21 protein-coding genes are annotated in these 24,405 nt (G+C 65.6%); 16 read left to right on the forward strand and 5 right to left on the reverse strand.

Translation table 11 applies throughout. From position 1 onward, the window contains the following. Position 1 precedes the first annotated feature (1 nt). The 5 genes from AN936_RS08155 to AN936_RS08175 all read left to right on the forward strand — a co-directional run bounded on the left by AN936_RS08155 (position 2) and on the right by AN936_RS08175 (position 6,509). Positions 2-796, forward strand: a complete 795-nt coding sequence (locus AN936_RS08155) for an SDR family oxidoreductase (protein WP_054587720.1) — start codon at positions 2-4, stop codon at positions 794-796. A gap of 23 nt (positions 797-819) precedes the next feature. Further along, positions 820-1,614, forward strand: a complete 795-nt coding sequence (locus tag AN936_RS08160; protein ID WP_054587721.1) for an SDR family oxidoreductase — start codon at positions 820-822, stop codon at positions 1,612-1,614. Positions 1,615-1,633: 19 nt separating this feature from the next. Beyond that, on the forward strand, positions 1,634-2,653 hold the full coding sequence (locus AN936_RS08165) for a DUF2889 domain-containing protein (protein ID WP_054587722.1): 1,020 nt from the start codon (positions 1,634-1,636) through the stop codon (positions 2,651-2,653). A 119-nt stretch (positions 2,654-2,772) separates the two neighbouring features. Further along, positions 2,773-5,178, forward strand: coding sequence for a TonB-dependent receptor (locus AN936_RS08170; protein ID WP_158500066.1), 2,406 nt, complete (start codon positions 2,773-2,775; stop codon positions 5,176-5,178). A gap of 92 nt (positions 5,179-5,270) precedes the next feature. Then, the gene (locus AN936_RS08175; protein WP_054587724.1) at positions 5,271-6,509 is read left to right on the forward strand and encodes an MFS transporter; all 1,239 of its coding nucleotides are present in this window, start codon (positions 5,271-5,273) and stop codon (positions 6,507-6,509) included. A 37-nt stretch (positions 6,510-6,546) separates the two neighbouring features. Here AN936_RS08175 and AN936_RS08180 read toward each other — a convergent pair whose 3' ends face one another. After that, the gene (locus AN936_RS08180) at positions 6,547-7,662 is read right to left on the reverse strand and encodes an amidohydrolase family protein (RefSeq protein WP_054587725.1); all 1,116 of its coding nucleotides are present in this window, start codon (positions 7,660-7,662) and stop codon (positions 6,547-6,549) included. Positions 7,663-7,782: 120 nt separating this feature from the next. Between AN936_RS08180 and AN936_RS08185 the strand changes: the two genes are divergently transcribed. From AN936_RS08185 to AN936_RS08215, 7 genes are all read left to right on the forward strand, one after another. Further along, positions 7,783-8,505 (forward strand): FadR/GntR family transcriptional regulator, encoded by a 723-nt coding sequence (locus AN936_RS08185; RefSeq protein WP_054587726.1) that lies wholly within the window; start codon positions 7,783-7,785, stop codon positions 8,503-8,505. After that, complete coding sequence (locus tag AN936_RS08190) at positions 8,502-9,728, forward strand: alpha/beta fold hydrolase (RefSeq protein ID WP_054587727.1); 1,227 nt, start codon at positions 8,502-8,504, stop codon at positions 9,726-9,728. Before AN936_RS08185 ends, AN936_RS08190 begins: the two co-directional genes overlap by 4 nt. A 68-nt stretch (positions 9,729-9,796) precedes the next feature. Beyond that, the gene (locus AN936_RS08195) at positions 9,797-11,014 is read left to right on the forward strand and encodes a thiolase C-terminal domain-containing protein (protein ID WP_054587728.1); all 1,218 of its coding nucleotides are present in this window, start codon (positions 9,797-9,799) and stop codon (positions 11,012-11,014) included. Positions 11,015-11,019: 5 nt separating this feature from the next. After that, complete coding sequence (locus AN936_RS08200; RefSeq protein ID WP_054587729.1) at positions 11,020-11,445, forward strand: Zn-ribbon domain-containing OB-fold protein; 426 nt, start codon at positions 11,020-11,022, stop codon at positions 11,443-11,445. A gap of 4 nt (positions 11,446-11,449) precedes the next feature. Continuing rightward, positions 11,450-13,645 (forward strand): CaiB/BaiF CoA-transferase family protein, encoded by a 2,196-nt coding sequence (locus AN936_RS08205; protein WP_054587730.1) that lies wholly within the window; start codon positions 11,450-11,452, stop codon positions 13,643-13,645. After that, the gene (locus AN936_RS08210; RefSeq protein WP_054587731.1) at positions 13,642-15,015 is read left to right on the forward strand and encodes a phosphotransferase family protein; all 1,374 of its coding nucleotides are present in this window, start codon (positions 13,642-13,644) and stop codon (positions 15,013-15,015) included. Before AN936_RS08205 ends, AN936_RS08210 begins: the two co-directional genes overlap by 4 nt. A gap of 20 nt (positions 15,016-15,035) precedes the next feature. Continuing rightward, positions 15,036-15,863, forward strand: coding sequence for a coniferyl-alcohol dehydrogenase (locus AN936_RS08215; protein ID WP_054587732.1), 828 nt, complete (start codon positions 15,036-15,038; stop codon positions 15,861-15,863). Between the two features lie 183 nt (positions 15,864-16,046). On the opposite strand, the gene AN936_RS08220 is transcribed toward AN936_RS08215, so the two are convergent. Continuing rightward, the gene (locus AN936_RS08220) at positions 16,047-16,706 is read right to left on the reverse strand and encodes a TetR/AcrR family transcriptional regulator (protein WP_054587733.1); all 660 of its coding nucleotides are present in this window, start codon (positions 16,704-16,706) and stop codon (positions 16,047-16,049) included. A 107-nt stretch (positions 16,707-16,813) separates the two neighbouring features. Between AN936_RS08220 and AN936_RS08225 the strand changes: the two genes are divergently transcribed. The 4 genes from AN936_RS08225 to AN936_RS08240 are packed head-to-tail and all read left to right on the forward strand — an operon-like array spanning position 16,814 to position 20,556. Further along, positions 16,814-17,596, forward strand: a complete 783-nt coding sequence (locus tag AN936_RS08225) for an SDR family oxidoreductase (RefSeq protein WP_054587734.1) — start codon at positions 16,814-16,816, stop codon at positions 17,594-17,596. A gap of 1 nt (position 17,597) precedes the next feature. Next, a complete protein-coding gene (locus AN936_RS08230) occupies positions 17,598-18,998 on the forward strand; it encodes an MFS transporter (RefSeq protein ID WP_054587735.1) in 1,401 nt (466 codons plus the stop codon). Continuing rightward, positions 18,995-19,390 carry a Zn-ribbon domain-containing OB-fold protein gene (locus AN936_RS08235; RefSeq protein WP_054587736.1) on the forward strand — a complete coding sequence of 132 codons (396 nt, stop codon included), beginning with the start codon at positions 18,995-18,997 and terminating at the stop codon, positions 19,388-19,390. Before AN936_RS08230 ends, AN936_RS08235 begins: the two co-directional genes overlap by 4 nt. Then, positions 19,387-20,556: a thiolase family protein gene (locus tag AN936_RS08240; RefSeq protein ID WP_054587737.1), complete on the forward strand. Its 1,170-nt coding sequence runs from the start codon at positions 19,387-19,389 to the stop codon at positions 20,554-20,556. The genes AN936_RS08235 and AN936_RS08240 overlap by 4 nt, the downstream gene beginning before the upstream one ends. Here AN936_RS08240 and AN936_RS08245 read toward each other — a convergent pair. From AN936_RS08245 to AN936_RS08255, 3 genes are read right to left on the reverse strand one after another with little or no spacing between them, the layout of a single operon-like run. Beyond that, positions 20,553-21,662: a Gfo/Idh/MocA family protein gene (locus AN936_RS08245; protein WP_054587738.1), complete on the reverse strand. Its 1,110-nt coding sequence runs from the start codon at positions 21,660-21,662 to the stop codon at positions 20,553-20,555. The two genes, AN936_RS08240 and AN936_RS08245, sit on opposite strands and share 4 nt — an antisense overlap. Positions 21,663-21,676: 14 nt before the next feature. After that, positions 21,677-22,909 (reverse strand): CaiB/BaiF CoA transferase family protein, encoded by a 1,233-nt coding sequence (locus AN936_RS08250; RefSeq protein WP_201782975.1) that lies wholly within the window; start codon positions 22,907-22,909, stop codon positions 21,677-21,679. A 12-nt stretch (positions 22,910-22,921) separates the two neighbouring features. Beyond that, positions 22,922-24,397, reverse strand: coding sequence for an aldehyde dehydrogenase family protein (locus AN936_RS08255; RefSeq protein ID WP_054587740.1), 1,476 nt, complete (start codon positions 24,395-24,397; stop codon positions 22,922-22,924). Positions 24,398-24,405: the final 8 nt, after the last annotated feature.

The raw sequence follows: 24,405 nt of genomic DNA on the forward strand, positions 1-24,405 counted from the left end.
CATGGACCTCGGGATCAAGGGCAAGGTCGCGCTGGTCTTCGGCGGTTCGAAGGGCATCGGCCTCGGCTGCGTGCGTGAATTTGCGCGCGAAGGGTGCAGTACCGTTATCGCGGCGCGGACGCAGGCGACCATCGATGCTGCCGTCGCCGAAGTGCAGGCAGCGGGCGGTGCGGTCATCGGCATCTCCGCCGACTGCACCCGCAAGGACGGGATCGCCCGGGCAGTGCAGGCCGCGACCGACGCGTTCGCCCCGCCCGATATTCTCATCTTCAACGTCGACTCCGGCCCCAAGGGCAGCTTTCTCGACGTCGACGACGACACGTTCGCCGCCGCGAACAATAACAATGTTATGGCCTTTCGCTGGGCGGTTCAGGCGGTCATCCCGCATATGCAAAGGCAGGGCTGGGGCCGCATCCTCACTATCGGCACCAATTCGGTAAAGGCGCCGCACCGCAAGCTCGCGCGCGCAGCGCAGAACACCTATCGCGTCGGCGCGCTCGCGCTGTCGAAGACGCTCTCGGCCGAGCTCGGCCCGATGGGGATCACCGTCAACACGCTCGGCACCGGGGCAATCGCAACGCCGCAGTTCAAGGAGGTGTTCACCAAGATCGCCGCCGAGCATGGCCAGTCCTATGACGAGCATATCGCTGTACGGACGAGCGCCTATCCGATCCCGCGTATGGGGACGCCCGAGGATATGGCTGCCGCAGCGGCCTTCCTCTGCTCCGACCGCGCCGGCTTCATCACCGGGCAGGTGCTCGTCGTGGATGGCGGCAATCTGGAAGTTCTGCAATAATTAGCAATCAAAGGAAGTAAGGCATGAAACTCGACAGCAATATCGCAGCGGTGGTGACCGGCGGCGCCTCGGGCCTCGGCCGCGCCAGCGCCGAAGCGCTCGCCGGTGCAGGGGTGAAGGTTGCGATCTTCGACGTCAACGAAGAGGGCGGGAAGGCGGTCGCCGATGCGATCGGCGGCGTCTTCTGCAAGGTCGACATTACCAGCGAGGACAGTGTGCTCGCGGGCTATGAAGCGTCGCGCGCGGCGCACGGGCAGGAGCGTGTCCTCGTCCATTGCGCGCAGATATCGAAGGGCGGGAAAACGGTCCGCTACGACAAGACCACCGGTGGTTATGTCCGTTATTCGACCGATGATTATGCCTTCTCGGCGCAGGGCATCCTCATCGCCAGTTATCGCCTCGCATCGCTCGCCGCGCTTGGTATGGCCAATGCCGATCCGCTGAACGAGGATGGCGAACGTGGTTCGATCGTGCTCACCGCGTCGGCCGCGGCGCAGGATGCGCAGATCGGGCAGGTCGGTTACGGCTCTTTGAAGGCCGGAGTGAACGGTCTTGTCCTGCCGATGGCGCGCGATCTGATGGACATCGGCATCCGCGTCAATTCGATCATGCCGGGTATTTTCGCGACGCCGCCGATGTTGGCGGTGAAGGACAAGGCGCCCGCGATCTTCGAGGGGCTGGCGGCGTCGGTGCCGTTTCCGAAGCGCCTCGGCAAGCCCGAGGAATTCGGGTCGCTTGTCCTTGAACTTGCGCGCAACAGCTATTTCAACGGGCAGAATCTGCGTCTCGACGGCGCGATCCGCATGCCGCCCAAATAGACCGGAACAGGACAGAGATTTGAACGCACCCCAGCAGTTTCCGTTTGCCCGCCAGTCGGCGGGTCCCGCGCCGCTGCGCCGTCCGGGGTCGATCCGGCGGACCACGTCGATCGATTCGGACTGGCCCGACGGCTTCGGCGAACCATGGATCATGACCGGGCGGGGACGCGACTTGCTGACCCCGTTCGATGGTGGTGCGATCGAGGTTGCGAGCGGCGGTTTCACCATCAAGGCGTCGCCGCTGCGCGAGATACTGGCGATCGATATCTCCGCCGACCATCCACGGGTCGACGAGATGGTCGGGGTGCGCGCGGGCGGCGCGAGCCGGACGGCACTGGCCGACGTGCTGGGCGACCTGCGCGGCACGCCGCTGTTCCAGGTGCTCGACGATTATGCCGGTGCCAGTCTTGTCGCCGGGTGGATCTGGTCGCGCTGGAGCGACGACTGGCATCAGCGGATGGCGAGCAACCGCGCCAGATCGGGCGCGAGCAGCAAGGGGCGGATGGTCAACATTTGTACCGGCTTCACCGAAGGCGGCAGTTCGCTGACCGCGGACGGCGACGTCGATCACAGCGACCAGTCGGCGACCGAGGTCGGCCCGCTGGCGAATCCCGACGACCCTATCGGCTGGCACGACATGCCGGTGCAACAGGGACGCCCGCTCGCCCGCCGGGCACGGCGAATCGACGTGTGGCGCGGCGAAGGGGTGCTGAAGGTCGATGCCGCCTTTCAGGACAGCGGCCCGAACCCGCAGGGGACGCGTACCGCGATCCACGAATATCGCGTTTATGCAGAGGTCGCCGAACGCAACGGCACCTTGCTTTCGCTCCAGGCGCTGCCGCTGATCCTGCCGTTCCGCGAATGCCCCGGCGCCTCGATGAAGGCGACGCGGATGGTCGGGCAGCACGTCGGCGAGTTCCGGCAGGCGGTTCTCGACACGCTGGTCGGCACGGTCGGCTGCACCCACCTCAATGACGTCCTGCGTGCGCTGGCCGACGTCCCCGTCTTGGCAAGTTTGTTGCCGAAAGAAGCGGAGTAGCGCGATTTTTTCGCCCTTTCCGCAGCGGAAGGCGTAATCCACTTGTCTGTCTTGTTAGACTTAGTTATATAACTGGCCAAGCGAGGACGCCAGGAAGCCTCGTGGGGAGGATGTTGACCATGATTTTCAAGCAGAATCGCGATTCGGCCCGATTGCTTGCGGCGGTCTCGCTTGGCGCGATTGCGCTTTCGGCTGTCCCCGCCTTTGCCCAGGCGGCGCCCGAAGAGACCCAATATGACGATGACGCGATCGTCGTCATCGGCGTGACCAAGCAGGACGCGAACATCCAGGAAACGCCGATCGCGATCACCGCATTCAGCGGCGAGACGCTGACCGAACAGGGCATTTCGAAGGTCGAAGACATCGCGAGCTTCACCCCCGGGTTCAACATCCGCGGTGCGGGCAACAATCCCACCGCCTTCTCGCTCGCGATGCGCGGGCAGGTCCAGAACGACAATATCGCGACGCTCGAGCCATCGGTCGGTACCTATCTCGACGAAATGTATATCGCGCGCGCCTATGGCCTCAACGTCGAACTCGTCGATGTCGAAAGCGTCCAGGTGCTCAAAGGTCCGCAGGGAACACTCTTCGGCCGCAACACCTCGGCGGGTGCGGTGCTGATCCAGACCGCCAATCCGCGCTATGACGAAATCTCGGGCAAGATGAGCGCGACCTATGGCCGCTTCGACGAGCGCACCGGTCAGGCGGTGCTCAACCTCGGCCTGTCGGATAGTCTCGCGATCCGCGGCGCGCTCTATTACCAGAAGCGCGACGGGTACAAGACCGACATCAATACCGGCGCGAAATATGAAGGCCGCGAGACGTGGAACGGCCGCGTTAAGCTCGGCTGGAAGCCGACCGACACGTTCGAAATCCTGCTGTCGGGCGAATGGTACGACACCTATATCGACGGGCCCGTCCGACAGAACTTGTTCTTTAACGCGCCCGCGGCTTTCGGTCCGGCAAAGCCAATCGTCGACGGTATCGCTGCGGCCGAGCGCGAAGAATTCGGCGGCAATCCGAATCTTGCCGCGCTCACGCCTCCGTCGGCGGTAATCGGCGCCGACCCGCGCGGGCCGTTCAACAAGACGCAGACGCAGACCTACACCGCCAAATTCATCCTCGACACCAGCTTTGGTCAGGTCCGCTGGATTAACGGCTATCGCGGCGTCCAGAGCGAGAATATCATCGACCTCGACGGATCGAGCTTTGCCGGGCATTTCACCGAGGGAACGCAGGATCTGAAGCAATATTCGACCGAGCTTCAGGCCACCGGGACGGCGTTCGACGATCGGCTCAACTTCGCAACTGGCATCACCTATTTTCGTGAAACCGGTTTCGACCAGTCGCGCTCGAACCTGTTCAACGGCAAGTTTGCCGCAGGACCGACTGTGCCGGCGGAATTCGTCGGAAGGACGAGCTGGTCGAACTTCTCGGGCACGCTCGATAACGACAGCTTCGGCATGTACGGCCAGCTCAACTATGCGCTGACCGACCGGTTCAACGTTACCGGCGGCCTGCGCTATTCGATCGACGACAAGCGTGTGATCACGCAGTCGGGCGACGTCGTCGACAACACCGACCAGTTCGTCCGCTGTACGCCGGCAACGGTCGCGATCCCCTGCGATCGCGAACGGCACAAGACCTTCACCAACCTGTCGTATACGATCGGTGCCGACTATGACGTGACCGACGATATCCTGATCTATGCCAAGCACAGCAAGGGCTATCGTTCGGGCGCGCTACAGCTTCGCACGGTTACGCTCGCGGATTCGATCCCGTCGGATCCCGAAATCGTCAACGAGCAGGAAATCGGTATCAAGACGACCTTCCTGGGCGGCCGGGCGCGCTTCAACATCGCGGGATATCATAACAAGGTGCGCGATGCGCAGCGGAGCCCTGTCCTCGCGCCGAATGGCGTCAGCCAGACGGTGATCGAGAACGCCGACACCGAAACCTGGGGCGTCGAAGCGGATGCGTCATTCGAGGTTGTGGACGGCTTCACCATCTTTGGGTCGGGCGCGCTCACCGATCCCAAATACACGCGTTACGAAGGCAAGGCGCTTGCCGGCATCCCGCCGGCGCAGACCATCGTGACGGTCGACAAAAGCGATTATCTGCTCATCGGTATTGTCAAGAAGCAGTTCACTGTCGGCGCCAACCTGAAACAGGATCTTGGCGGGGTCGGGCTCGACGCCAACATCGTCTATGCCTGGCAGGGCAAGATGCCGCAGATCGACATTCCGGTGAACATGTTCACTTCGACCGCGCCCGGTGGCCTCGGGCTGACACAGGCACAGGCCGATCAGCTTGCCGCCGTTGCCCAGTCGGGATCGCTCGGCCTGCTCAATGCCCGCGTCGCGCTCAGCTTCGGCCCCGAAAAGAATTTCGAGGTCGCGCTATGGGGCAAGAACCTGACCAATGATCAGGAACAGCAATATACGCTGCTGCTCAGCAACATCTATGTCGGCACCTCGTACAACGAACCGCGCAGCTACGGCGTGACCGCCAGCGTCAAATTCTAGGACCACAGGGCGCTCCTCTGGAGCAATGGGGGAGGGACGGCGTTGCCGGACCTCCCTCTTTTTTTCGCGAAAGGAGAGCCATGCCTTCAGAAATGTCTAGCCGCCGCGGCCTTACGCTCGGCCTGCTCGTAGTCGTCGCGATCCTGAGCTATGTCGACCGGCAAGTTTTCACGCTGTTTCAGGACGACATCAAGGTCGAACTCGGCCTTGATGACGGCCAGCTCGGCTTGCTTACCGGCATCGCATTCGCTGCATTTTACGCGCTCGCTGCTTTTCCGATCGCGCGTTACGCCGACCGCGGCGACCGGCGGCTGGTGATCGCCGTCTGCGTTTCGATCTGGAGCGCCGCGACCGCGGTTTCGGCCTTCGCGCACAGCTTCGTTCAGATGTTGCTGGCGCGCATAGGTCTCGCCGCGGCCGAGGCGGGCGCCGGCCCGGCCGGGATGTCGCTGCTCACCGATATTTTCCCCAAGGAACGCCGCACGACGATCATCTCTATCATGCTCGCCGCCAACGCTGTCGGCCTGTCGGGCGGGCTCGCGCTCGCGGGCTGGCTCTCGCAATGGTATGACTGGCGCACGGTGTTCCTGATCGTCGGCCTGCCCGGGATCGCGGTGGGCCTGCTTGTCTATCTGCTCGCCGCCGAGCCGCGCCGGCGCGGTGTTGCCGAACCCGCCCCGGTACAGCAAACGAGCCTCGGCGAGGTGCTGCGCACGATGGCATCGAACCCGTCGCTGCGCTGGGTTGGCCTGTTGCTCTGCATGGTTCCGCTCACCGGCTTTGCCTTCATCCTGTGGGGGGCGTCCTTCTTTCAGCGCGTGCATGGCATGGACAAGACCGAAACCGGTTTCTGGCTCGGCGGTGCAATGGCGGCGGGGCTCGTCATCGGCAATCTTGTCGCCGGATGGGTAAGCGACCGTTACGGCCACGCGAAGCCAGGTTTCAACGGCTGGTTCGCCGGCCTCGGGTTGCTGGTTTCCTTTCCTTTCGGCGTCGGGTTCGCGCTGACCAGTAACGCTTATGTCGCGCTCGCCTGTTTCGTCGTCGTCAAATTCATGATGACGCTGCACCTCGGGCCGATCATCTCGCTCTGCTTCGCGCAGGTGCCGGTGCAGATGCGCGCGATGATGTCGGCGACGATCAACATGTTCATCGGCCTCGCCGGTGTCGGGCTGGGTGGGACAGTCGCGGGCTACCTCAGCAAGGCCTTCACGCCGAGCTATGGCGAGCTTTCGCTGCAGCCGTCGCTGGCGATCCTGTCGTGCTGCCTGCTGGTCGGCGGCATCGCCGCGATCATGGCGGGGCGGACGGCCCGGCCGATCGAGGAATAGAGGGCTGCCTCTCCCTTCGAAGGGGAGGGGCCGTTGATCAGGCCGCGGCCTTCGCGCTCGTCACCACCTCCGGTGTCACACCGAACAGCCGCGCGGCATTCAGCCCCAATATATTCCGCCGCACCTCGTCGCTGACGGCCATCCCTTCGAACAACTCGTCGATGATCCGGCGGCTGACGGGGAAGGTCCCTTCGGCGTGCGGATAGTCCGAACCCCACATCACATTCTTCGCCCCCGGCAGCCCTGCCGCCGCCGAAGCGATGCACGCGCGGTCGTGCTGGAAGCTCGCCCAGACCTGGTCGTCGATGATCCGGCTCGGCGCGCGGCCGAGTTTCGGGAGAACGAAGTTGGCGTGCGCGACCGACACCTCGTCCATGCGCTCGGCCAGCGCGACCAGCCAACTCGCACCGCTTTCGATGAAGGCGACCTTGGCGCCCGGACTGCGGTCGAGGACGCCGCCCGACACGAGATACATGACGCTATGCTGCGCATCGTTCATCTGGTTGGTGTAGTTGATGATCCCGGCGCCGGGGCCGCGCTCGACGATCACGCTTTCGAGGCCGGTGCCCGTGTGCATCACGAACACGATGCCCAGTGCCGCCGCCTTGGCGAAGACCGGATCCCATGCGTCGCTGTTATATTTGGGCAGCGTGGGCGGTGTCGTTGCCGGCAGCATCGCGGCGGTGAAGCCTTTCGAGGCCAGATAGTCGAGTTCGGCGAGCGTGTTCGAGAAATCGAGCACGGGTAGCATGCCGCAACGGACGAAGCGGTTCGGGTGGCCGCCGAGAAAACTGTCGTTCCAGTCGTTGTAGAGCCGCGCCGAGGCCGCTTCGGCGTCGGGATTGTCGAGGCAGTAGAGCCACAGGCCGAGCGACGGAAAGCAGATTTCCGCATCGATGCCCTCGAGCTCCATGTCCTCGAGCCGTCCGGGTATCTCGCGAATGCCCTTGCGCTGGGCATCGCCGAGTTGCTTTTCGCGATGTTGCCCGACGCGCAGGCGATAGATGATCTTGTCCTTCGTCCCGGTGACCAGATACTCGCCTTCCATCCGGGCGTGGATCGCATGATCCTTCAGCGACGCGGGCAGGCCGTCGAGGAAGATGTCCGCTGGCTCCATGATGTGGCTGTCGGCGCTGAACACAAAGGGTTTCATCGGGAAATCTCCTCACGACTCGCTTTTCGCATTTGCTCGATTAAAAGATACCTAGTTATATAAGTCAAGCGCCACATAGGATAGACAATTCGCAATATCGCGCATAAACAGGTATCTGTTATGGCAGTCCATCTTGAACCGCGCGGCCCGGCCGAAACCCTCGCCAGCCGCACCGCGCGCCAGCTCTCGCAGCTTAGCCTCGCGGCCGTCCCTGGCACGCACCTCGGTGCGGAGGACGAGTTGCTCGTACGCTTCGGCGTCAGCCGCCCGACGTTGCGCCAGGCTGCGAAGCTCGTAGAGCGCGACCGCCTGATCAGCATTCGGCGCGGTGCGCAGGGGGGCTATTATGCCGAACGCCCCGACGCACGCGACGCGATCCAGTCGCTCGCGCGATTTCTGCGCATGAAGGGCGCCCATCTCGGCCATGTCATTCAGGTCACACGGCCAGTCTCCGAAGAGGCCGCCGTTGCCGCTGCGCGTTACCGCACCGCCGCCGATGTCGAAGCTTTGCAAGCCTTTGCCGCGACGATCGATGCGCGCGATACCCCCCGCGACCTGATCGCCGCCGAGGTCGAAATGGCGCGGCTGATTTCGCAGATGAGCGGCAATCCGGTCGTCGAGCTGATCCTCGAAATCGGTTACAGCTTTGGCCTCGACGAAAAGGGCGGGGACCTCTACGCCGATCCGGACCGGCGCCGTCGCACGCGCGACATGCAGCGCAGCCTGTGCAACGCGATCATCGACGGCGATCCCGACATCGCCCGGCTGATGATGCGGCGGCGATCGGACCAGTTTGACGCATGGCTGCATCTGGGCGATGCGGCGAAGAAGGATCGGCAATGAGCATCGTCGAATATCGGGGTTTCGCGGGCGTCCGGCTCGAGGCCGAAGTGATCGGCTCCGAAAACGATCCCGCGGTCCTGCTGCTCCACGGCGCCGGGCAGACGCGCGCCGTGTGGGCGGGCGTCGCGGATGCGCTCGAACAGGCAGGGCGGCGCGTTATCAGCCTCGACCTGCGCGGTCATGGCGGCAGCGAATGGCCAGACGACGGGCGCTATGATTTCGAGGCGCTGGTCGAGGATTTGCGTGCCGTGCTCGCGCAAATGGGTACGCGTCCCGTCGTCGTCGCGTCGACGCTCGGCGGCTGGATCGCGAGCGCCGCGCTCGAACGCGATGCGGCTTTGCTGGCTTCGGGCCTCGTGCTCGTCGACTCGCCGGTCCACGTCGATCCGGCGCTCGCGCAGCGGGTCGGCGAACGCCTGCGCGAAGCGGCCACGCTTGCGCCGGGACAGGCGCAATGGGACGTCCGGCTGTTCGACACGCTCGACACCTCGGCCATGGCAGACCGGCTCGACGGGGTCGCCGCGAAGATCGCGCTGCCCACGCTCTATGTCCGCGGTGCGATCAGCGAACTCGTCTCGAAGGAAGATGCCGCTGCCTTCGTAGGCCAACTGCCCGATGGCGAACTGGTTGAGGTCGAGAATAGCGCGCTCGTCGTCACCGACGACCGCGCCGATGCGCTGGGTGGCTATCTGATCGATTTCCTCGAGCGCCGCGCGCCGCGCGGTTCGCCCGAATATCGCGCCGGCAGCGATGCGCGCACCTTCCGCGATGCACTAGGCTGCTTTGCTACCGGTGTGACCGTGGTGACGGCGATGTGCCCCGACGGCAGTCCGATCGGGCTCACCGCGAACAGCTTCACCTCGGTATCGCTCGATCCGCCGATGCTGCTCGTCTGTATCGCCAACACCGCCGGCAGTGCGCCCTATTTGCGCGATGCCGAACGCTTTGCGGTCAACGTCCTCCAGATCGGCCAGCAGCCGACCTCGAACCGCTTCGCGGGGAAGGGCGAGGATCGCTTCGGCGTCACCCCTTGGGAAGTCGGCGAATATGGCACCCCGGTACTCACCGGATCGCTCTCCAGCTTCGAATGCGCGCGCGACGCGGTGCACGACGGGGGCGACCATTTTATCCTCGTCGGGCGGGTGCTCAAGGCGATCTTTGAGCCGCGTCGCGACCCCTTGCTCTATTTCCGCGGCAAATATCGCAAACTCCATTTCGCTTGACGACTGGACAAGCAGCCGCCAGCATCATATCCAACCTAGTTATATACCTAGAATCGGAGGAGAGGCGGATGGCCTGGGTCAATCAGGACAAATGCGCGATCGTGGGGATCGGGGCGACCGACTATTATGTCCGGGGCAAAAGCTGGCCACGCACGATCAACGACATGGCGGCCGAGGCGATCATGAACGCCTGCGCCGACGCGGGGATCAGCCACAAGCAGATCGACGGCTTCTCCTATTATTCGACCGCGGGCGCGGGCTATCTCGACAAGTTCGACACCGCCAGCCTGATGGAAACCCTCGGCATGCCGCATATCAGCTGGTCGGCGACGCTGACCAGCGGCGGCGGCGGCTGCCCCGGCGCGATCGGCCTCGCGACCGCAGGGCTGATGAACGAGGATTGCACCTACACCGTCACTCTGATGGCGCTGCAGCAATTGCCGCAGCATCGCCTCGGCGTCGTCTTCGGCGCCGCCGCGCCCAATCCCGAAAACAGCTTCCTCCAGCCATCGGGCCTCGTCGGCCCCGGTCATCTGATGTCGGTGCTCGCCCGCCGCCACATGCATCTTTACGGCACGACGCAGGACGCGTTCGGCGAGGTCGTGATGGCGACCCGCGCCAACACGCACAACCGGCCGAAAGCGGTGCGCAAGGAACCGCTGACCAAGGACCAATATGACGCCTCGATGATGCTCGCCGACCCGCTCCGCCGTCTCGACTTCTGCCTCGAAACCGACGGTGCGGTCGCGGTGATCACGACGACAATGGACCGCGCGAAGGACTGCCGGCACAAACCCGCGGTCGTCCACGCCGCCGCGCATGGCGGCCAGCGCGAATGGGGCCGCGCCTTCGCGTGGATGGGCATGCCCGACCCGCATTTCGCCAGCTCAGGCCACAAGTTCACCGCCGACCGCGTCTGGGCGCAATCGGGGCTGACCGCGAAGGACATGGACGTCGCGCTGATCTACGATCATTTCAGCCCGATGGTGCTGATGCAGCTTGAGGATTATGGCTTTTGCGAGAAGGGCGAGGGCAATGATTATGTCCTCTCCGGCAAGCTCCGCTACGATCCCGCAACCGGCAAGGGCGTCAATGGCGGCGTGCCGGTGAACACCCATGGCGGCAACCTCAACGAAGCCTATATCATCGGCATGACGCACATCGTCGAGGGCGTCGAACAGGTGCGCGGCACCGCGATCAACCAGGTCAAGGACGCCGAATTCGCGCTCGTCTCGGGCGGCCCGGCGTCGCTCCCCGTCTCCAGCCTTATCCTGCGCAAGGACTGATCCTTATGACCTATGGCCCCGCCCGCGCGCTCCCCGGCGACCAGATCCGCATCACCACCAATCCCGATACCGAGCCTTTCTGGCAGGCGGCGAAGGAGGGCAGGCTCACCGCGTGCCAATGCGGCGACTGCGGTCATTTCCGCATGCCGCCGACCGCGATCTGCCCCGAATGCGGCAGCCGCGCCAAGAATTGGCCGACGCTGCCCGGCACCGCGACGATCTTCAGCTACGCGATCTGCAACAAGAATCCGAAAAATGGCGAGGATTATGTCTATGTCCCCGTCGTCGTCGACCTCGACGGCGCCCCGGGCACGCGTCTCAACGCCAATGTCTCGGGTTGCGATGCCGAGGACGTCCATATCGGGATGAAGGTCAGCGTCGACTGGACTCCGATCCAGGACGGCTGGGTCCTCCCCAATTTCAAGGCCTGACGCTATGTTGGGCGAGCTTCGCATCGTCGAGATCGGACAGGGCATGGCGGTGCAGGTCGCCGGGCTGATGCTGTCCGAACTCGGCGCCGAGGTTCTGAAGGTCGAGCGTCCCGGCGGCGACCCGGCGCGCGGCACCGCGCCCTTCGCCAACTGGAACCGCGGCAAGAAGAGCCTCGCCCTCGACCTCGACACGCCGGAAGGGCTGGCTGCGCTCGACAAACGCCTCGCTGGCGCCGACGCTTTGCTCCACCAATTCACCCCGTTACGCGCTAGGGCGCTCGGCCTCGACGATGCCGGCCTCGCCGCGCGCCACCCGCATCTCGTCGTCACCGCGATCACCGGCTCGCCCGCGAACCATCCCGATGTCGAGCGCAGCGACGACGAACTGCTCGTCGCCGCGCGCGTCGGCGCAATGTACGAGAATGACGGCCACCGCGCCGGGCCGATCGCCTATCGTTACCGGCAGGGCGGCTGGTCCGCCGCGCATCTCGCCGCCGCCGGCCTGCTCGCACGCCTCGTCATGCGGCTCCAGACCGGGAAGGGCGGCGCCGCGCATACTTCCATTTTCCAGGGCTTTCTCGCGACGCTCCCGCTCGTCTGGGCGCGCAACAGCGAAGGGCCAATGCCGAACCGGGTGACCTACCCGCTTGGGCCCCGCCCGATCGCGCAGCAATTGTTCCAATGCGCGGGCGGCGACTGGCTCCAGATCATGGATCCGACCCGCCAGTTCGATTATGCGACCATGCCGACCATGTGGGACGTCATGGCCGAGACCGAGGTCGATCTCGAAACCGAGGCCGGGCAGGCCGAAGCCTTCAAGCTCCGCCCGCTCGAAAACTGGCTCGCCGACCTGCGCGCCGCCGACATCGCCGCCGAGCCTGCCTTCCCGATGGGCGAAGTGCTGCGCCACGAGGATGCCGTTGCCAACCGCTACGTCATCGAGGTCGACGACCCCGACCTCGGCAAAACGCGCCAGCCGAACACGCCCTTCCACAGCGACGCCGACCTGCCGCAGGGTCGCCCGGCGCCGCGCCTCGGCGAAGGCAGTGACGCGGCATGGCCGGTCAAAGCGGCGCCCTCGCCCGGCACCGCTCCCGCAGAAGTGCTCGAAGGCGTGCGCGTCCTCGACCTTGGCATGTTCCTCGCCGGGCCGATGGGGCCATCGATGATGGGCGACATGGGCGCCAACGTCATCAAGGTCGAAGCGCTGACCGGCGACCGCATCCGCTTCATGCACCGCTATTATCAGGCCGCCGCGCGCAGCAAGCGCAGCCTCGCGCTCGACCTGACGCGGCCCGAGGCGCAGCCGATCCTCGAACGGCTCCTCAAATGGGCCGAACTCGTCCATCACAATATGCGCTTCAAGGGCGCCGCGAAGCTGGGCCTTAGCGAAGAAGGCATCCGCAAATACAATCCCGATATCGCGTTCAACTATTCGAGTGCCTATGGCCAGCGCGGCGCGCGCGGCAACTGGCCCGGCTATGACTCGATCTTCAACGCGATCGCCGGCTGGGAGTTCGAAAATGCGGGCGAGGGCAATCGCCCCGTCTTCAACCGCCCCGGCACGATGGATGTCTCGACCGCGCAAAGCTGCCTCGTCGAACTGATGGCGTCGCTTTATGCGAAGCGCACCACGGGGCGCGGCTACACCACCCAGACCTCGCTGCTCGGCATGGCCGCCTTCACGCAGGGCGAGCGGCTTATCGGCGCCGATGGACAATTAACCGACACTTATCACCTGACGAGCGACCAGACGGGCTTTTCGCCGTACCACCGCATCTACAGATGCGCCGACGGCGCGTGGGTGGCTGTCGCCGCGCACAAGCCCGAGCAACAGGCTGCGCTGGCCAAGCTGCTCGGCGAGGATTTCGAAGCCGGGGCCAAGGCACGCGATACCGCCGACCTGCTCGCCGACCTCGAAGCCGCGGGCGTCCCCGCCGACGCGGTCAACTTCGAAAATGCGATGCACCGCTTCTTCGACGATCCGCGCAACCGCGAACTGAACCTGATCTCGGTATTGTCGCAGCCGCTCTACGGCATCGTCGAACAGCCCGGCGCCTTCTGGAATTTCGGCGACACCCCGGTCGTGTTCAAACGATGTTGCCCCGCCGTCGGCGAGCATAGCGACGAAATCCTGCGCGAAATCGGCTATTCGGACGCAGAGATCGCCGCCTTCCGCGAGGCAAAGATCGTCGGATGAACCCGCACGACCTCTTGCCCACTGGCCTTGCGTCGGCCGTCGAAAGCGCCAGCGGCGCGCGCATCATCGCAGTCCGTCCGCGCGGCGGCGGCGGTGCGTCGCGCGAGGGTGCCGAGCTCGACCTCCTATGGCCCGACGGCCGCACCGCCAGCGCCTATATGAATTACGATGTGCACAAGGCGGGGGCAGGCGACGACGCCGCTTTCCTGCGCGAGGCCGCCGTCCTCCGCGCGCTCTCGGGCCCGCTCGCGCCCGCCGGGGTCCGCGTCGCGCCCTATTACGCCTCGGTCCCCGCCCAGCGCGCGCTCGTCTGCGGCATGGTCGCGGGCAAGGACCGCTTCGGCAGCCTCACGGATACGGCGCAGCGCGATATGCTCGCCGCCGACTTCATGGCCCAGCTCGCCGCGCTCCACCGCATTGACGTCGCCGCAAACCCCGTCGAGGGCATGGGTCCGGTCGAGCCCGCCGAAACCTTCATCCGCCACCGCATTGCCGAGCTGCGCGCGGGCAACAGCGGTAAGGGCTGGGACCCGCTGATCCACCTCTCGCTCAACTGGCTCGAAGCCAATATCCCCGCGAACATGCCTGCGCCGGTTATCGTCCATGGCGATGCCGGCCCCGGTAATTTCCTCTATGATGGCGACAAGGTCACCGCGCTGCTCGACTGGGAGCTCGTCCATTATGGCGACCCAATGGCCGACCTTGCGATGCTCGCGATCCGCATGCTGTTCCAGGGCTTCGTGCAGCTGCCGCAGGCCTTTGCCGCCTATGAGGACGCCGGCGGGCACAAGGTCGACCTGCCGCGCCTCATCTACTGGCGCCTGCTTTTCCAGACCGGCTTCGCGCGGCGTTCGCGCTACGACGATCCCGACGCGCCGCCGCCGCCCAATCTCGGCATGAACCTCGTCTATTCGACGATCCATCGCCGCGTGCTTTCGCACGCGCTCGCCGACGCGGCAGGCATTGCCTTGCCGCCCGTTGCTTTGCCCGATGCGCCCCCGGGCGCGCACGACAAGAGCTTCTCCATCGCCCTCGACGACATCCGCGACACCATCGTCCCGCGCCTCGCCGATCAGCAGGCGGCGGTGAAGGCCAAGGGTATGGCCCGCCTCATCAAATGGTGGCGCGCGATCGAGCGTTTCGAACCCGGCTTTCACGCTGCCGAAAAGGCCGAGATCGAAGCCGCGCTTGCGCTGGAGTTCGCCGACTATCGGACCGCCTGGACTGCCTTCCGCGATGCCGTCGCGGGCGACCGCATCGCCACCGCTGCCGCGATCATCCTCTGCAACGCGCATGAGACGCGCGAGGCAGCGCTGATGGCCGACGCGATGGGCGGCCTCGCCGATACCAAATTCGCACCGCTCAAATAAATCAGGAAAGGTTGAGGACCATGTCGAAGGACATATTGGGATACAAGGGGAAGCGCGTCGTCGTCATGGGCTGCTTCTCGGGCACTGGCGAGGCCTGCGCCCGCGCCCTCGTTGATCTCGGCGCCGAAGTGCATGGCGCCGACATCAAGCCCTCGCCGGTCGATCTCGCGAGCTTCACCGAGGTCGATCTCAAGAACCCCGACGCCATCGCCGCCGGCATCGCCAAGATCGGCGGCAAGATCGACGCCGTGTTCAACGTCTCGGGTCTGCCACAGACCTTCCCCGGCGAGGATGTCGTGACGGTCAATTTCCTCGGCATCCGCGCCTGGACCGAAGGTTGGATCCCTCACCTCAACCCCGGCGCCGCGATCGTCTCGGTCTCGTCGCTCGGCGGCATGAAATGGCTGACGCGCCAGCCGCTGCTCCGCGAATTCATCGCGATCGAGGATTTCGCCAAAGCGCGCCAATGGTATCTCGACCGCGCGGAGGAAGTCGGCGACCCCTACAGCCTCGCCAAGGAAGCGATCAACACCTGGACGCAGGTCCGCGCGCCCGACCTGATCGGCCGCGACATCCGCATCAACTGCACCATGCCCAGCCCGATAGACACCCCGATGCTCGGCGAATTCCGCAAGGTTGCGGGCGACGCGGTGCTCGGCGCCTTCGCCAAGGCCAAGGGCCGCTATTCGACCGCCGAGGAACAGGCGCTGCCGCTGATCCTGCTCAACAGCGATGCCGCGAGCTTCATCAGCGGCGTGTGCCTGCCCGTCGACGCCGGCCTCGCGGGCGGCCTCGCGACGGGCGTGCTCGACATCCAGAAGATGATCGCCGAGGCGGCGGCGGGATAAGTGGTCACCGTGAACCCGCAATCCGGCCTCTCTTTTCTCGTCACCCTGAACTTGTTTCAGGGTCCATGGCCTGCCGTTTGCGTCGACGCCGCGTCGAACGCGAGCGCGGGCCATGGATGCTGAAACAAGTTCAGCATGACGAAGATTGAAGAGTGCGGTTCGGGGGAACTGGTTACGCCGGGCCTACCCCCGCGCGCCCAGCATCATCGCGATACTGTGCGCCGCAGCGGCCTTCAGGTCGGCATAGCCAACGCCATCGCTGTGGCTGCTCATCGGCCCGATCGCCGACAAGCGCTCGAGGATCATCAGCACGGTGCCGGCGCACGACCGCGGCGACAGGTGCGCGGGGGTGCGACCCGCGGCTTGCGCGCGCTCGACCTGCCGGCTGATCGCGTCCATCATGGGCCGCGCCTGCGTCATCCGCGCTTCGTAGAAGCGCGTGTCGCCTTCCTCCGCTGCCAGGTTACGCACGACGAAGATCGTCCGGTTGCGATTCCAGATGCCGGTATATTCCTCGACGAACGCCGCTGCGGCCTCCTCGGCCCCCGGCGCCAGCCAGTCGCGTGCGACGATCGCCTCGAGTTCGGGCGAGGTCTGGCTCGCATGTTCGAGTGCCGCGAGCACGACCTCGGGCACACCCTTGAAATAGACATAGAAGGTCGCGGGCGAGGTCTGCGCCGCGCGCGCGACATCGACCACCGACACGTCGCGCAGCCCGTGCGTCTCGAGCAGATCGACCGTCGCGTCGATCAATTGCTGCCGCGTCCTTTGCCCCTTCGCGCCGAGCTTGCGTTCGGGTGGCGTCTCCGCCGTGATAGCCTGTGTCTGCGTCAAATAGGTCATCCTGCCCCGAAATCTTGCCGCCATCCTAACAGCGGGGTTGCGATATGGCAAAAAATTGACGTATCGTCAAAAATGAAGCCCGAAACACGAAAATCAGGGGAAATCGGATGGAGAGGCTAGCCGGTAAGGTCGCCGTCGTAACCGGCGCATCGAAAGGCATGGGGCGGCATTTCGTCGCCGCACTCGTCGCCGCGGGCGTGAAGGTCGCGTGCCTCGCGCGCCCGTCGGACGAGTTCGACACGCTCGCCGCCCAATTCGGGGATGCCGTGCTGCCGATCGCTTGCGACGTTGCGTCGTCGGAGGCGGTGAACGCCGCCGTCGCACAGACCGCGGCGCATTTCGGCCGCATCGACGTGGTCGTCGCCAACGCCGCCATCTTTCACCCCTTCGCCTTCGAAAATGGCAGCGACGAGATCATCCGGAGCCATATCGACATCAACATCCTCGGCGTCTCCTGGCTCGTTCGCGCCGCAATCCCGCACCTGCGCGCCACCAAGGGCCAGATCGTCGCGATCAGCAGCGAGTCGGTGAACATGCCCTTCCCGATGCTCGCGCTCTACGCCGCGACGAAGGCTGCGGTCGAAACGCTCTGCAACGGCCTCCGCGACGAACTGCGCAGCGACGACATCCGCGTCACCATATTGCGTTCGGGCTCGGTCAAGGGCGGCTCGGGCGGCAAGAGCTGGTCGCAGGAAACCGTGGCCGCCTTCTACAAGAAGATCGTCGAGACCGGCCATGCGTCGATGACGGGCGAGGGGGCAACCCCCGAATCGATGGCGCAGGCCTTGCTTTCGGTGATCGGCCTGCCCGCCGACATCGGCGTCGATTTGATCGAGGTCCGCGCCGCGCAGGTCGGGGTGCCCGAGGGGGCGAAGGCCGTCGCGAGCTAGTGTGACCGGCCGCCGCAACCTTCCCCTGATCATCGGCGCGCTCTGGATCGCCGAGGTCACCGGCTCGTTCGAGACCGCGATGATCCTCGCCGCGCTCAAGAAGCTGATCGAGGATTTCGGCAACCCCGCGATGGTCGGCTGGCTGATCACCGGCTACCTCATCGTCGGCGCCGCGATCGCTGCGATCGTCGGCCGCCTCGGCGACCTGTTCGGGCGGCGGCAGGTGCTCGTCGTCGTGCTGATCATCGGCGCGGTCGGATCGCTGATCAGCGCGCTGTCGACTAATTTTCCGGTGCTGCTCGCGGGCCGGTTGATGCAGGGTGTCACCGGTGCGATCCTGCCGCTCTGCATCGGGCTCGTGCACGAAAATGCGGGGAAGGAGCGCGCGCCGATGGCGATCGGGCTGATGATCTCGGGCGCGTCGATCGGCACCGCGGCGGGGCTCGTCGTCGGGGGTATGATCGTCGACAATTTCAGCTGGCACGGCGTCTTCTTCGCCAGTGCGGGCCTCTGCGCCGTCTCGGCGGTCGCGATCGGCGGGCTGCTGCCGCGCTCGCCGCGCCACCCCGCGTCCGAGCCCGTCGACTGGCTCTCGGGTCTCGCTTTCGCTCCCGGGGTCGCGCTCGTCCTCGTCTATTTCACCATGGGCAAGGACTGGGGCTGGGCCAGCCCGCTCCCGCTCGCCACGTTGGCCATCGGCGTGCTGCTCACCCTCTGGTGGTGGCGCGCCAGCCTTGCGAGCCCGAACCCGCTGATAGCGGTGCGCAGCTTCTCCGACCGCACCATCGCGATCGGCAGCGCCGTGACCGCGCTCGTCGCGATGAGCGCGCTCCAGATTACCGTATTCTTCTCGCTCATGATGCAGGCGCCGGTCTGGACGCTCGCCGGGCTCGGCTTCACCGCGACGCTTGCGGGCATCGCCAAGCTGCCCTCGAACCTCAGCTCGGTCTTCGCCGGCCCGCTCGGGGGCTGGCTCGCGGCGCGCGGCGGGGGGCGCTTTGCGCTGATCGCGGGCGGAGTGTTCACTGTGATTGGCTGGTTGCTGTGGTTCGCGATGGACGTCGACAGCTTCGCCAAGGTCGTGGCGCAGCTCATTATCATCAGCTTCGGCACGACGATGCTCTTCTCGGTCGCCCCGACGATCATCGCCCAGGCCTCGCCGCCCGAGCGGATCAGCGAAATCTCCGGCCTGCTCACCGTCATCCGCCAGCTCTTCATGGGCATCGGCGCGCAGATGGTGACGACCTTGCTCGCCGCCGACATCGTCCGCCGCGGCAGCGAGGTCTACCCGTCGCCCTTCGCCTACGACATCACCGTCGCCGTCATCGCCGCACTCTGCACCGCTGCAGTGCTGACCGCTTTGGCGCTGCCGCGACAACATTCATCGCAGGAACCATCATGAGACCGCTTCCCGAACTTACCCCCGAAAATACCGCCTTCTGGACCGGCGGAGCCGAAGGCAAGCTGATGATCGCCTTCTGCAGCGATTGCAGCCACGCGATCCATCCGCCACAGCTCGTCTGCCCGAAATGCTGGAGCGAAAAGGTCGAAAGCCGCGCGGTTCCCGGCACCGGCACGGTCTACACCTATACCGTCAACCACCAGCCATGGGCGCCCGGCATGGCGGTGCCTTTCGCGCTCGCGGTTGTCGATCTCGACGGAGCCCCCGGCGCGCGCGTCACCGCCGAAGTGGTGAACGCCGACCCGGAAAGCGTCACTATCGGCCAGAAGATGAAAGTCGGTTTCCTCAACCTCGACGATGTCTGGTTCCCGCAGTGGGAGCCCGCGCAATGACCCTGAACGCCGCCATCACCGGCGTCGGCATGTCCGACATCGGCCGCAAGACCAATCGTCCGGCGATGGCGCATCTCGCCGAAGCCGCACGGCGCGCGCTCGAATGCGCGGGGCTGACCAGGGACGATATCGACGGCATTTCGACCTATCCGGGCAAGGCCGACAATTCGCCGGGCATGTCGCCGCTCGGCACCGGAGAGGTCCGCAATGCGCTCGGGCTCAAGACGCGCTGGCACAGCGCAGTACCCGATGGCCCGTCGCAGATGGCGCCGATACAAGTGGCGGCGATGGCGGTCGCGACGGGGCAGGCGCGGCATGTCCTCTGCTTCCGCGCGCTCACCGAAAGTTCGTCGCAGACCGCGACGCAGCGCGCCAGCATCCCGGGCGCGGGCCGCGCGCGGCTCGGCGGCTGGTACTCCTACCTCGTCCCCGCCAATGCCATGTCGGCGTCGAATTGGGCGGGCTGGATGGCGCAGCGCTATTTCCACGAGTATGGCATGACGCGCGAGCATCTCGGCCTCGTCGCGACCGGCCAGCGCGTCTTTGCGCAAGCGAACCCCTCGGCGGTGATGCGCACCCCGCTGACGATGGATGATTATCTCGGCGCGCGCATGATCTCGTCGCCGCTCGGGCTATTCGACTGCGACGTGCCGATCGACGGGGCGTGCGTGGTGATCGTCTCGGCCGCCGACGCCGCGAAGGATTGCGCCAAGGCGCCGCTGACGATCGAGGCGATGGGCGCCGCGCTCGGCTCGCAGGAAACATGGGATCAACGCCCCGACCTTACCACGATGGGGGCGCATGACAGCGCCGCCGACATGTGGGCGCGTACGGACCTCGAGCCCGCCGATGTCGATGTCCTCGGCCTCTACGACGGCTTCAGCATCTTCGTGCCCTTCTGGCTCGAAGCCATGGGCTTTTGCGGCCATGGCGAGGCAAAGGACTTCATTGCGGAGGGCAATATCGGCCCCGGCGGACGCTTCCCGGTGAACACCGGCGGCGGGCAATTATCGGGCGGCCGCCTCCATGGCTTCGGCCTGTTGCACGAAGTGTGCACCCAGCTCTGGGGGCAAGCTGGTGGGCGTCAGGTCGAGGGGGCGAAGGTCGGCGCGTGCGGCATGGGCGGCGGTTTTATCGCCGGATCGATGCTGCTGCGGCGGGACTAGAGATCGATCCAGCGGCGTTCGTTCGATGCGGTTGCCGCCGCCTCGACGACCTCCTGCACATGCAGCGCCTGTGCGAAGTCGGGCGCCGCCGCTCCTGTGCCGCCGATGGCATCGCGCATCTTGGCAAAGATCGACGCCAGCGCCAGCAATCCCGTCTCGGGCCGATCCGCGTCCGAATGGCATCCCGGCAACGCCAGATATTCGGGCTCGATCGCAATCTCGCCCATCGCAGGGCCCGCCAGCGCCGCATCGCGCGTCCCGAACAGCCGCGTGTCATGCGCCATCGGGAACACCGGCGCGCGTGCTTCGAGCCGCCCCCTCGATCCCCAGACCGAAAAGCGAAACCCGTCGCCGCCGATCTTGCACCAGTTCGCCTCCAGCCGCGTCGGCAGACCCGAGGCGTGGCGCAGCAGCAGCGACGCCCGGTCGGGCACCGCAGGACGGATGGTCCGGCCCTCCAGCGGCCATGCCTTCAGCGCCAACGACTGGTCGGCGGTCACCGAAGCCACCGGTCCGAAAAAATGCACCAGCAGGTGCAGCATGTGGCTGCCGAGATTGCGCCCCGCGCTCGCGCCGTTGGCGGGATCGGCGAACCAGATATAGTCCGGCACATTGGTCTGCGCCGCGCTGAACAAGGGCACCTCGAATGCGACGTCGGCGCCGAACACTTCGCCGATCCACCCCGCCTCGATCATCGCCTTCATCTGCACCATCGCGGGTACCGCCTGCATGAAGGCGTCGACCACCGCGACCGTCCCGGCCTTCCGCCACGCATCGGTCATTGCCTGAGCGTCGGCCAGATCCTTGGCGAAGGGGATGCCGTTATAGACATGTTTGCCCGCGCCGAGCGCCGCCATCACCATGGCGAAGCGCAGTGGTGGCCGCGTGCCGCAATCGACGATGTCGATCTCGGGATCGGCCGCCATCGCGCGGAAATCGTGAAAGGCGCGCGCGACCTTGAAATCATCGGCCGCCTTCGCCGCCGTCTCGGGCCGCGAGGTACAGATCGCGGTCACCTCGACCCCGTCGAGGCTGCGCCAGGCGGGCAAATGTGCCTTGGCGCCCCAGGCGGCACTGATGATACCGACGCGAAGGGGAGGGGACATGGCGGCCTCCGCGCTCAGGCGATGGCCTTGCGGTTCTTCAGATCCTCGATGCGGTCCCAATCGAGCCCCAATTCCATCAGGAACAGCTCGGTATGCTCCGACGCCTCGGGCGCGCGGGTGTTCTCGACGCCCGCGTGGTTGAACTGCACCGGGTTGGCGACCAGCCGGATCGGCGCGCCGCCGTCGGCGCTTTCGACCTCGAAAATCAGGTCGTTCGCCAGCACCTGCTCGTCGCTCGCAACGTCATGCACCGACTGATAGGCCGCCCATTGCCCCTTCATCGTCTTGAGATGCTGGGTCCAGTAATCGAAAGACTTCGCCGCAATCGCGGCCTTGACCAGCGGATAAGCCTCCGCCGCATTGGCCATGATCGCCTCGGCGGTCGAGAAGCGCTCATCCTGCGCCGCCTCGGGGATGCCGAGGTGCCCGAACACATCGTCGATATAGGGGCCCGGCGACAGCACGGTCAGGTTGATGAACTTGCCGTCCGACGTCTTGAAGACGCCCATGAAGGGGTTGGTCCCGACCGACTGCCCGCCGCCGGGCATCAGATTCTCGAACGGATCCTTGTCCAGTTCCATCGCGACGTCGACCGAACAGGCGGTGGCCCAGATACCCGACGACAGGAGCGAGACGTCGACCTCTGTCGCCTCGCCGGTGCGCTCGCGGTGAAACAAGGCTGCGGCGATCCCGCCCGCAATGTTCATGCCGCCGATCGTGTCGCCATAGGCCGGCCCCGGCTGCGTCAGCGGCCCATCGAGCGCCTTCGGCGTCACCAACACCGCCGACCCGCCGCGCGCCCAGTAAGCGGTGCTGTCGAACCCGCCCTTGTCGCGCTCGGGGCCCTTGTCGCCGAAGGCGCTGCCGCGGACATAGATGATGTCGGGATTCGCCGCGCGGATATGCTCGATGTCGATCTTGAGCTTCTGTCGCGCCGAGGGGAGATAGTTGGTCAGGAAGACGTCGGCGGTCTTCGCGATCTCATAGAGCAGCTCGCGGCCCTCCTCGGTCGAGATGTCGATCCCGACGCTGCGTTTCCCACGGTTCGGATGCTGCATCAGCGACGAGCGCTGCGGGTTGACCGCGAGCCGTTGCAGCATCTGGATGCCGCGCTGGGCGTCGCCGCGCACCGGATGCTCGATCTTGATCACATCGGCGCCCCAGTCGGTCATCACCCCGCCCGCCGCGGGGACGAAGGTGAATTGCGCGACCTCGAGGACGCGGATGCCCTCCATGACCTTTGTCATCGCCTTAGCTCCCTATTCGGCGTGAAAGCTGATCACCTTTTGATAGGTGAATTCGTTGAGGCCATCCTCGCCATATTCGCGGCCATAGCCCGAGCGCTTGATGCCGCCGAAGGGCGCGTCGGACTGCATCGTCCCCGCGCCGCCGTTGATCGACACGCCGCCGGTGCGGATTTTCAGCGCCATGCGATAGGCTTCGCCGGCATCGGCCGAGTAGATCGCGCCCGACAGCCCGAAATCGCTATCGTTCGCCATGGCGATCGCCTCGGCATCATTGTCGAAGCCGATCACGGCGCCGATCGGCCCGAAGACCTCTTCCTGCGCGATCCGGCTGTCGTTCTTCACATTGTCGAACAGGGTCGGCTCGTAATAATAGCCCTTGTCGAGCCCGTCGGGCCGCTTGCCGCCCGCGACGAGCGTTGCGCCCTCGTCCTGAGCGATCGCGACATAATCCTCGGTGCGTTTGCGCGCGACTTCGCGGATCAGCGGGCCATAATTGACGCTGGGGTCAGCCGGATTGCCGATCTTGAGATGGCCGAGCATCGCCTTCATCGCCTCGACGAACTGCGGCCGGACGCTGTTGTGGACCAGATGGCGCGTGGTGAGCGCGCAGCCTTGCCCGCCATGCGTCGTGAACCCCATGATCCCCGCCGCCGCGGCTTTGGCGATATCGGCGTCGGCGCGGACGATCAGCGCCGACTTGCCGCCGAGTTCCATCACGATGCGCTTCAGCGTCGGCGCCGCCTGCGCCTGGATCATCGATCCGACCTTGTCCGATCCGGTGAAGTGGACGAGGTCGACGCGCGGGTCGGTGGTCAGCAGCTTGCCCGTCTCGACATCGCCGGTGACGATGCTCAGCACCCCCTTGGGCAGCCCGACCTCGTCGGCAATCTCGCCGAGGATCAGCGCCTGCATCGGCGTATAGGGCGAGGGTTTGAGCACCACGGTGCAGCCGACCGCGAGCGCCGGAATGACCTTGCCGATATTGAGGAAGAAGGGGAAGTTGTAGGGCGAGATCGCCGCGACGACGCCGACCGGTTCGCGGCTGACGACCCCGGTGCCCAGCGTCGTGCGGCCGAGCGCGTTGGGGGTCAGCTCCACGGGCAGCGACGAGACGGCGGGGCGCGAGGCGACCTCGATCGTCCGCCGCGCATGCTTCATCGGGATGCCATATTGCAGGAATTCCGCGAGCATCCGCGTCGCGCCCGCTTCGGCCACGATCATGTCGACGATTTCGCCCTTGCGCGCGTCGAGCGCATTGAGGAAGCGCGTCAGCACCGCCTGCCGCTCGGCGACCGGCATAGTGGCCCAATCGCCCTGGTCGAACGCCGTCCGCGCCGCGCCGATCGCCGCGTCGACCTGCGCCGCGCTGCCGACGGGGGCCTCGATCAGCAGGCTCTCGTCGGCGGGATTGATCACCGCCTCGCGCTGGTCGGTCTTCTGCCATTCGCCGCCGACGTAGATGGCGTCGTCATATTTCAAGAAAGCCATGTTGTTGT

Source organism: Sphingopyxis macrogoltabida, from assembly GCF_001307295.1.
GTDB classification, from domain to species: Bacteria; Pseudomonadota; Alphaproteobacteria; order Sphingomonadales; family Sphingomonadaceae; genus Sphingopyxis; species Sphingopyxis macrogoltabida_B.

Bases quoted from the DNA above. Each gene is read 5' to 3' on its own strand.
- AN936_RS08250 (WP_201782975.1), bottom strand. From the start codon at position 22,909: ATGACAAAGGTCATGGAGGGCATCCGCGTCCTCGAGGTCGCGCAATTC.
- AN936_RS08210 (WP_054587731.1), top strand. From the start codon at position 13,642: ATGAACCCGCACGACCTCTTGCCCACTGGCCTTGCGTCGGCCGTCGAA.
- AN936_RS08240 (WP_054587737.1), top strand. From the start codon at position 19,387: ATGACCCTGAACGCCGCCATCACCGGCGTCGGCATGTCCGACATCGGC.
- AN936_RS08245 (WP_054587738.1), bottom strand. From the start codon at position 21,662: ATGTCCCCTCCCCTTCGCGTCGGTATCATCAGTGCCGCCTGGGGCGCC.
- AN936_RS08220 (WP_054587733.1), bottom strand. From the start codon at position 16,706: ATGACCTATTTGACGCAGACACAGGCTATCACGGCGGAGACGCCACCC.
- AN936_RS08185 (WP_054587726.1), top strand. From the start codon at position 7,783: ATGGCAGTCCATCTTGAACCGCGCGGCCCGGCCGAAACCCTCGCCAGC.
- AN936_RS08225 (WP_054587734.1), top strand. From the start codon at position 16,814: ATGGAGAGGCTAGCCGGTAAGGTCGCCGTCGTAACCGGCGCATCGAAA.
- AN936_RS08170 (WP_158500066.1), top strand. From the start codon at position 2,773: ATGATTTTCAAGCAGAATCGCGATTCGGCCCGATTGCTTGCGGCGGTC.
- AN936_RS08215 (WP_054587732.1), top strand. From the start codon at position 15,036: ATGTCGAAGGACATATTGGGATACAAGGGGAAGCGCGTCGTCGTCATG.
- AN936_RS08175 (WP_054587724.1), top strand. From the start codon at position 5,271: ATGTCTAGCCGCCGCGGCCTTACGCTCGGCCTGCTCGTAGTCGTCGCG.
- AN936_RS08205 (WP_054587730.1), top strand. From the start codon at position 11,450: ATGTTGGGCGAGCTTCGCATCGTCGAGATCGGACAGGGCATGGCGGTG.
- AN936_RS08195 (WP_054587728.1), top strand. From the start codon at position 9,797: ATGGCCTGGGTCAATCAGGACAAATGCGCGATCGTGGGGATCGGGGCG.
- AN936_RS08180 (WP_054587725.1), bottom strand. From the start codon at position 7,662: ATGAAACCCTTTGTGTTCAGCGCCGACAGCCACATCATGGAGCCAGCG.
- AN936_RS08155 (WP_054587720.1), top strand. From the start codon at position 2: ATGGACCTCGGGATCAAGGGCAAGGTCGCGCTGGTCTTCGGCGGTTCG.
- AN936_RS08160 (WP_054587721.1), top strand. From the start codon at position 820: ATGAAACTCGACAGCAATATCGCAGCGGTGGTGACCGGCGGCGCCTCG.
- AN936_RS08190 (WP_054587727.1), top strand. From the start codon at position 8,502: ATGAGCATCGTCGAATATCGGGGTTTCGCGGGCGTCCGGCTCGAGGCC.
- AN936_RS08255 (WP_054587740.1), bottom strand. From the start codon at position 24,397: ATGGCTTTCTTGAAATATGACGACGCCATCTACGTCGGCGGCGAATGG.
- AN936_RS08200 (WP_054587729.1), top strand. From the start codon at position 11,020: ATGACCTATGGCCCCGCCCGCGCGCTCCCCGGCGACCAGATCCGCATC.
- AN936_RS08235 (WP_054587736.1), top strand. From the start codon at position 18,995: ATGAGACCGCTTCCCGAACTTACCCCCGAAAATACCGCCTTCTGGACC.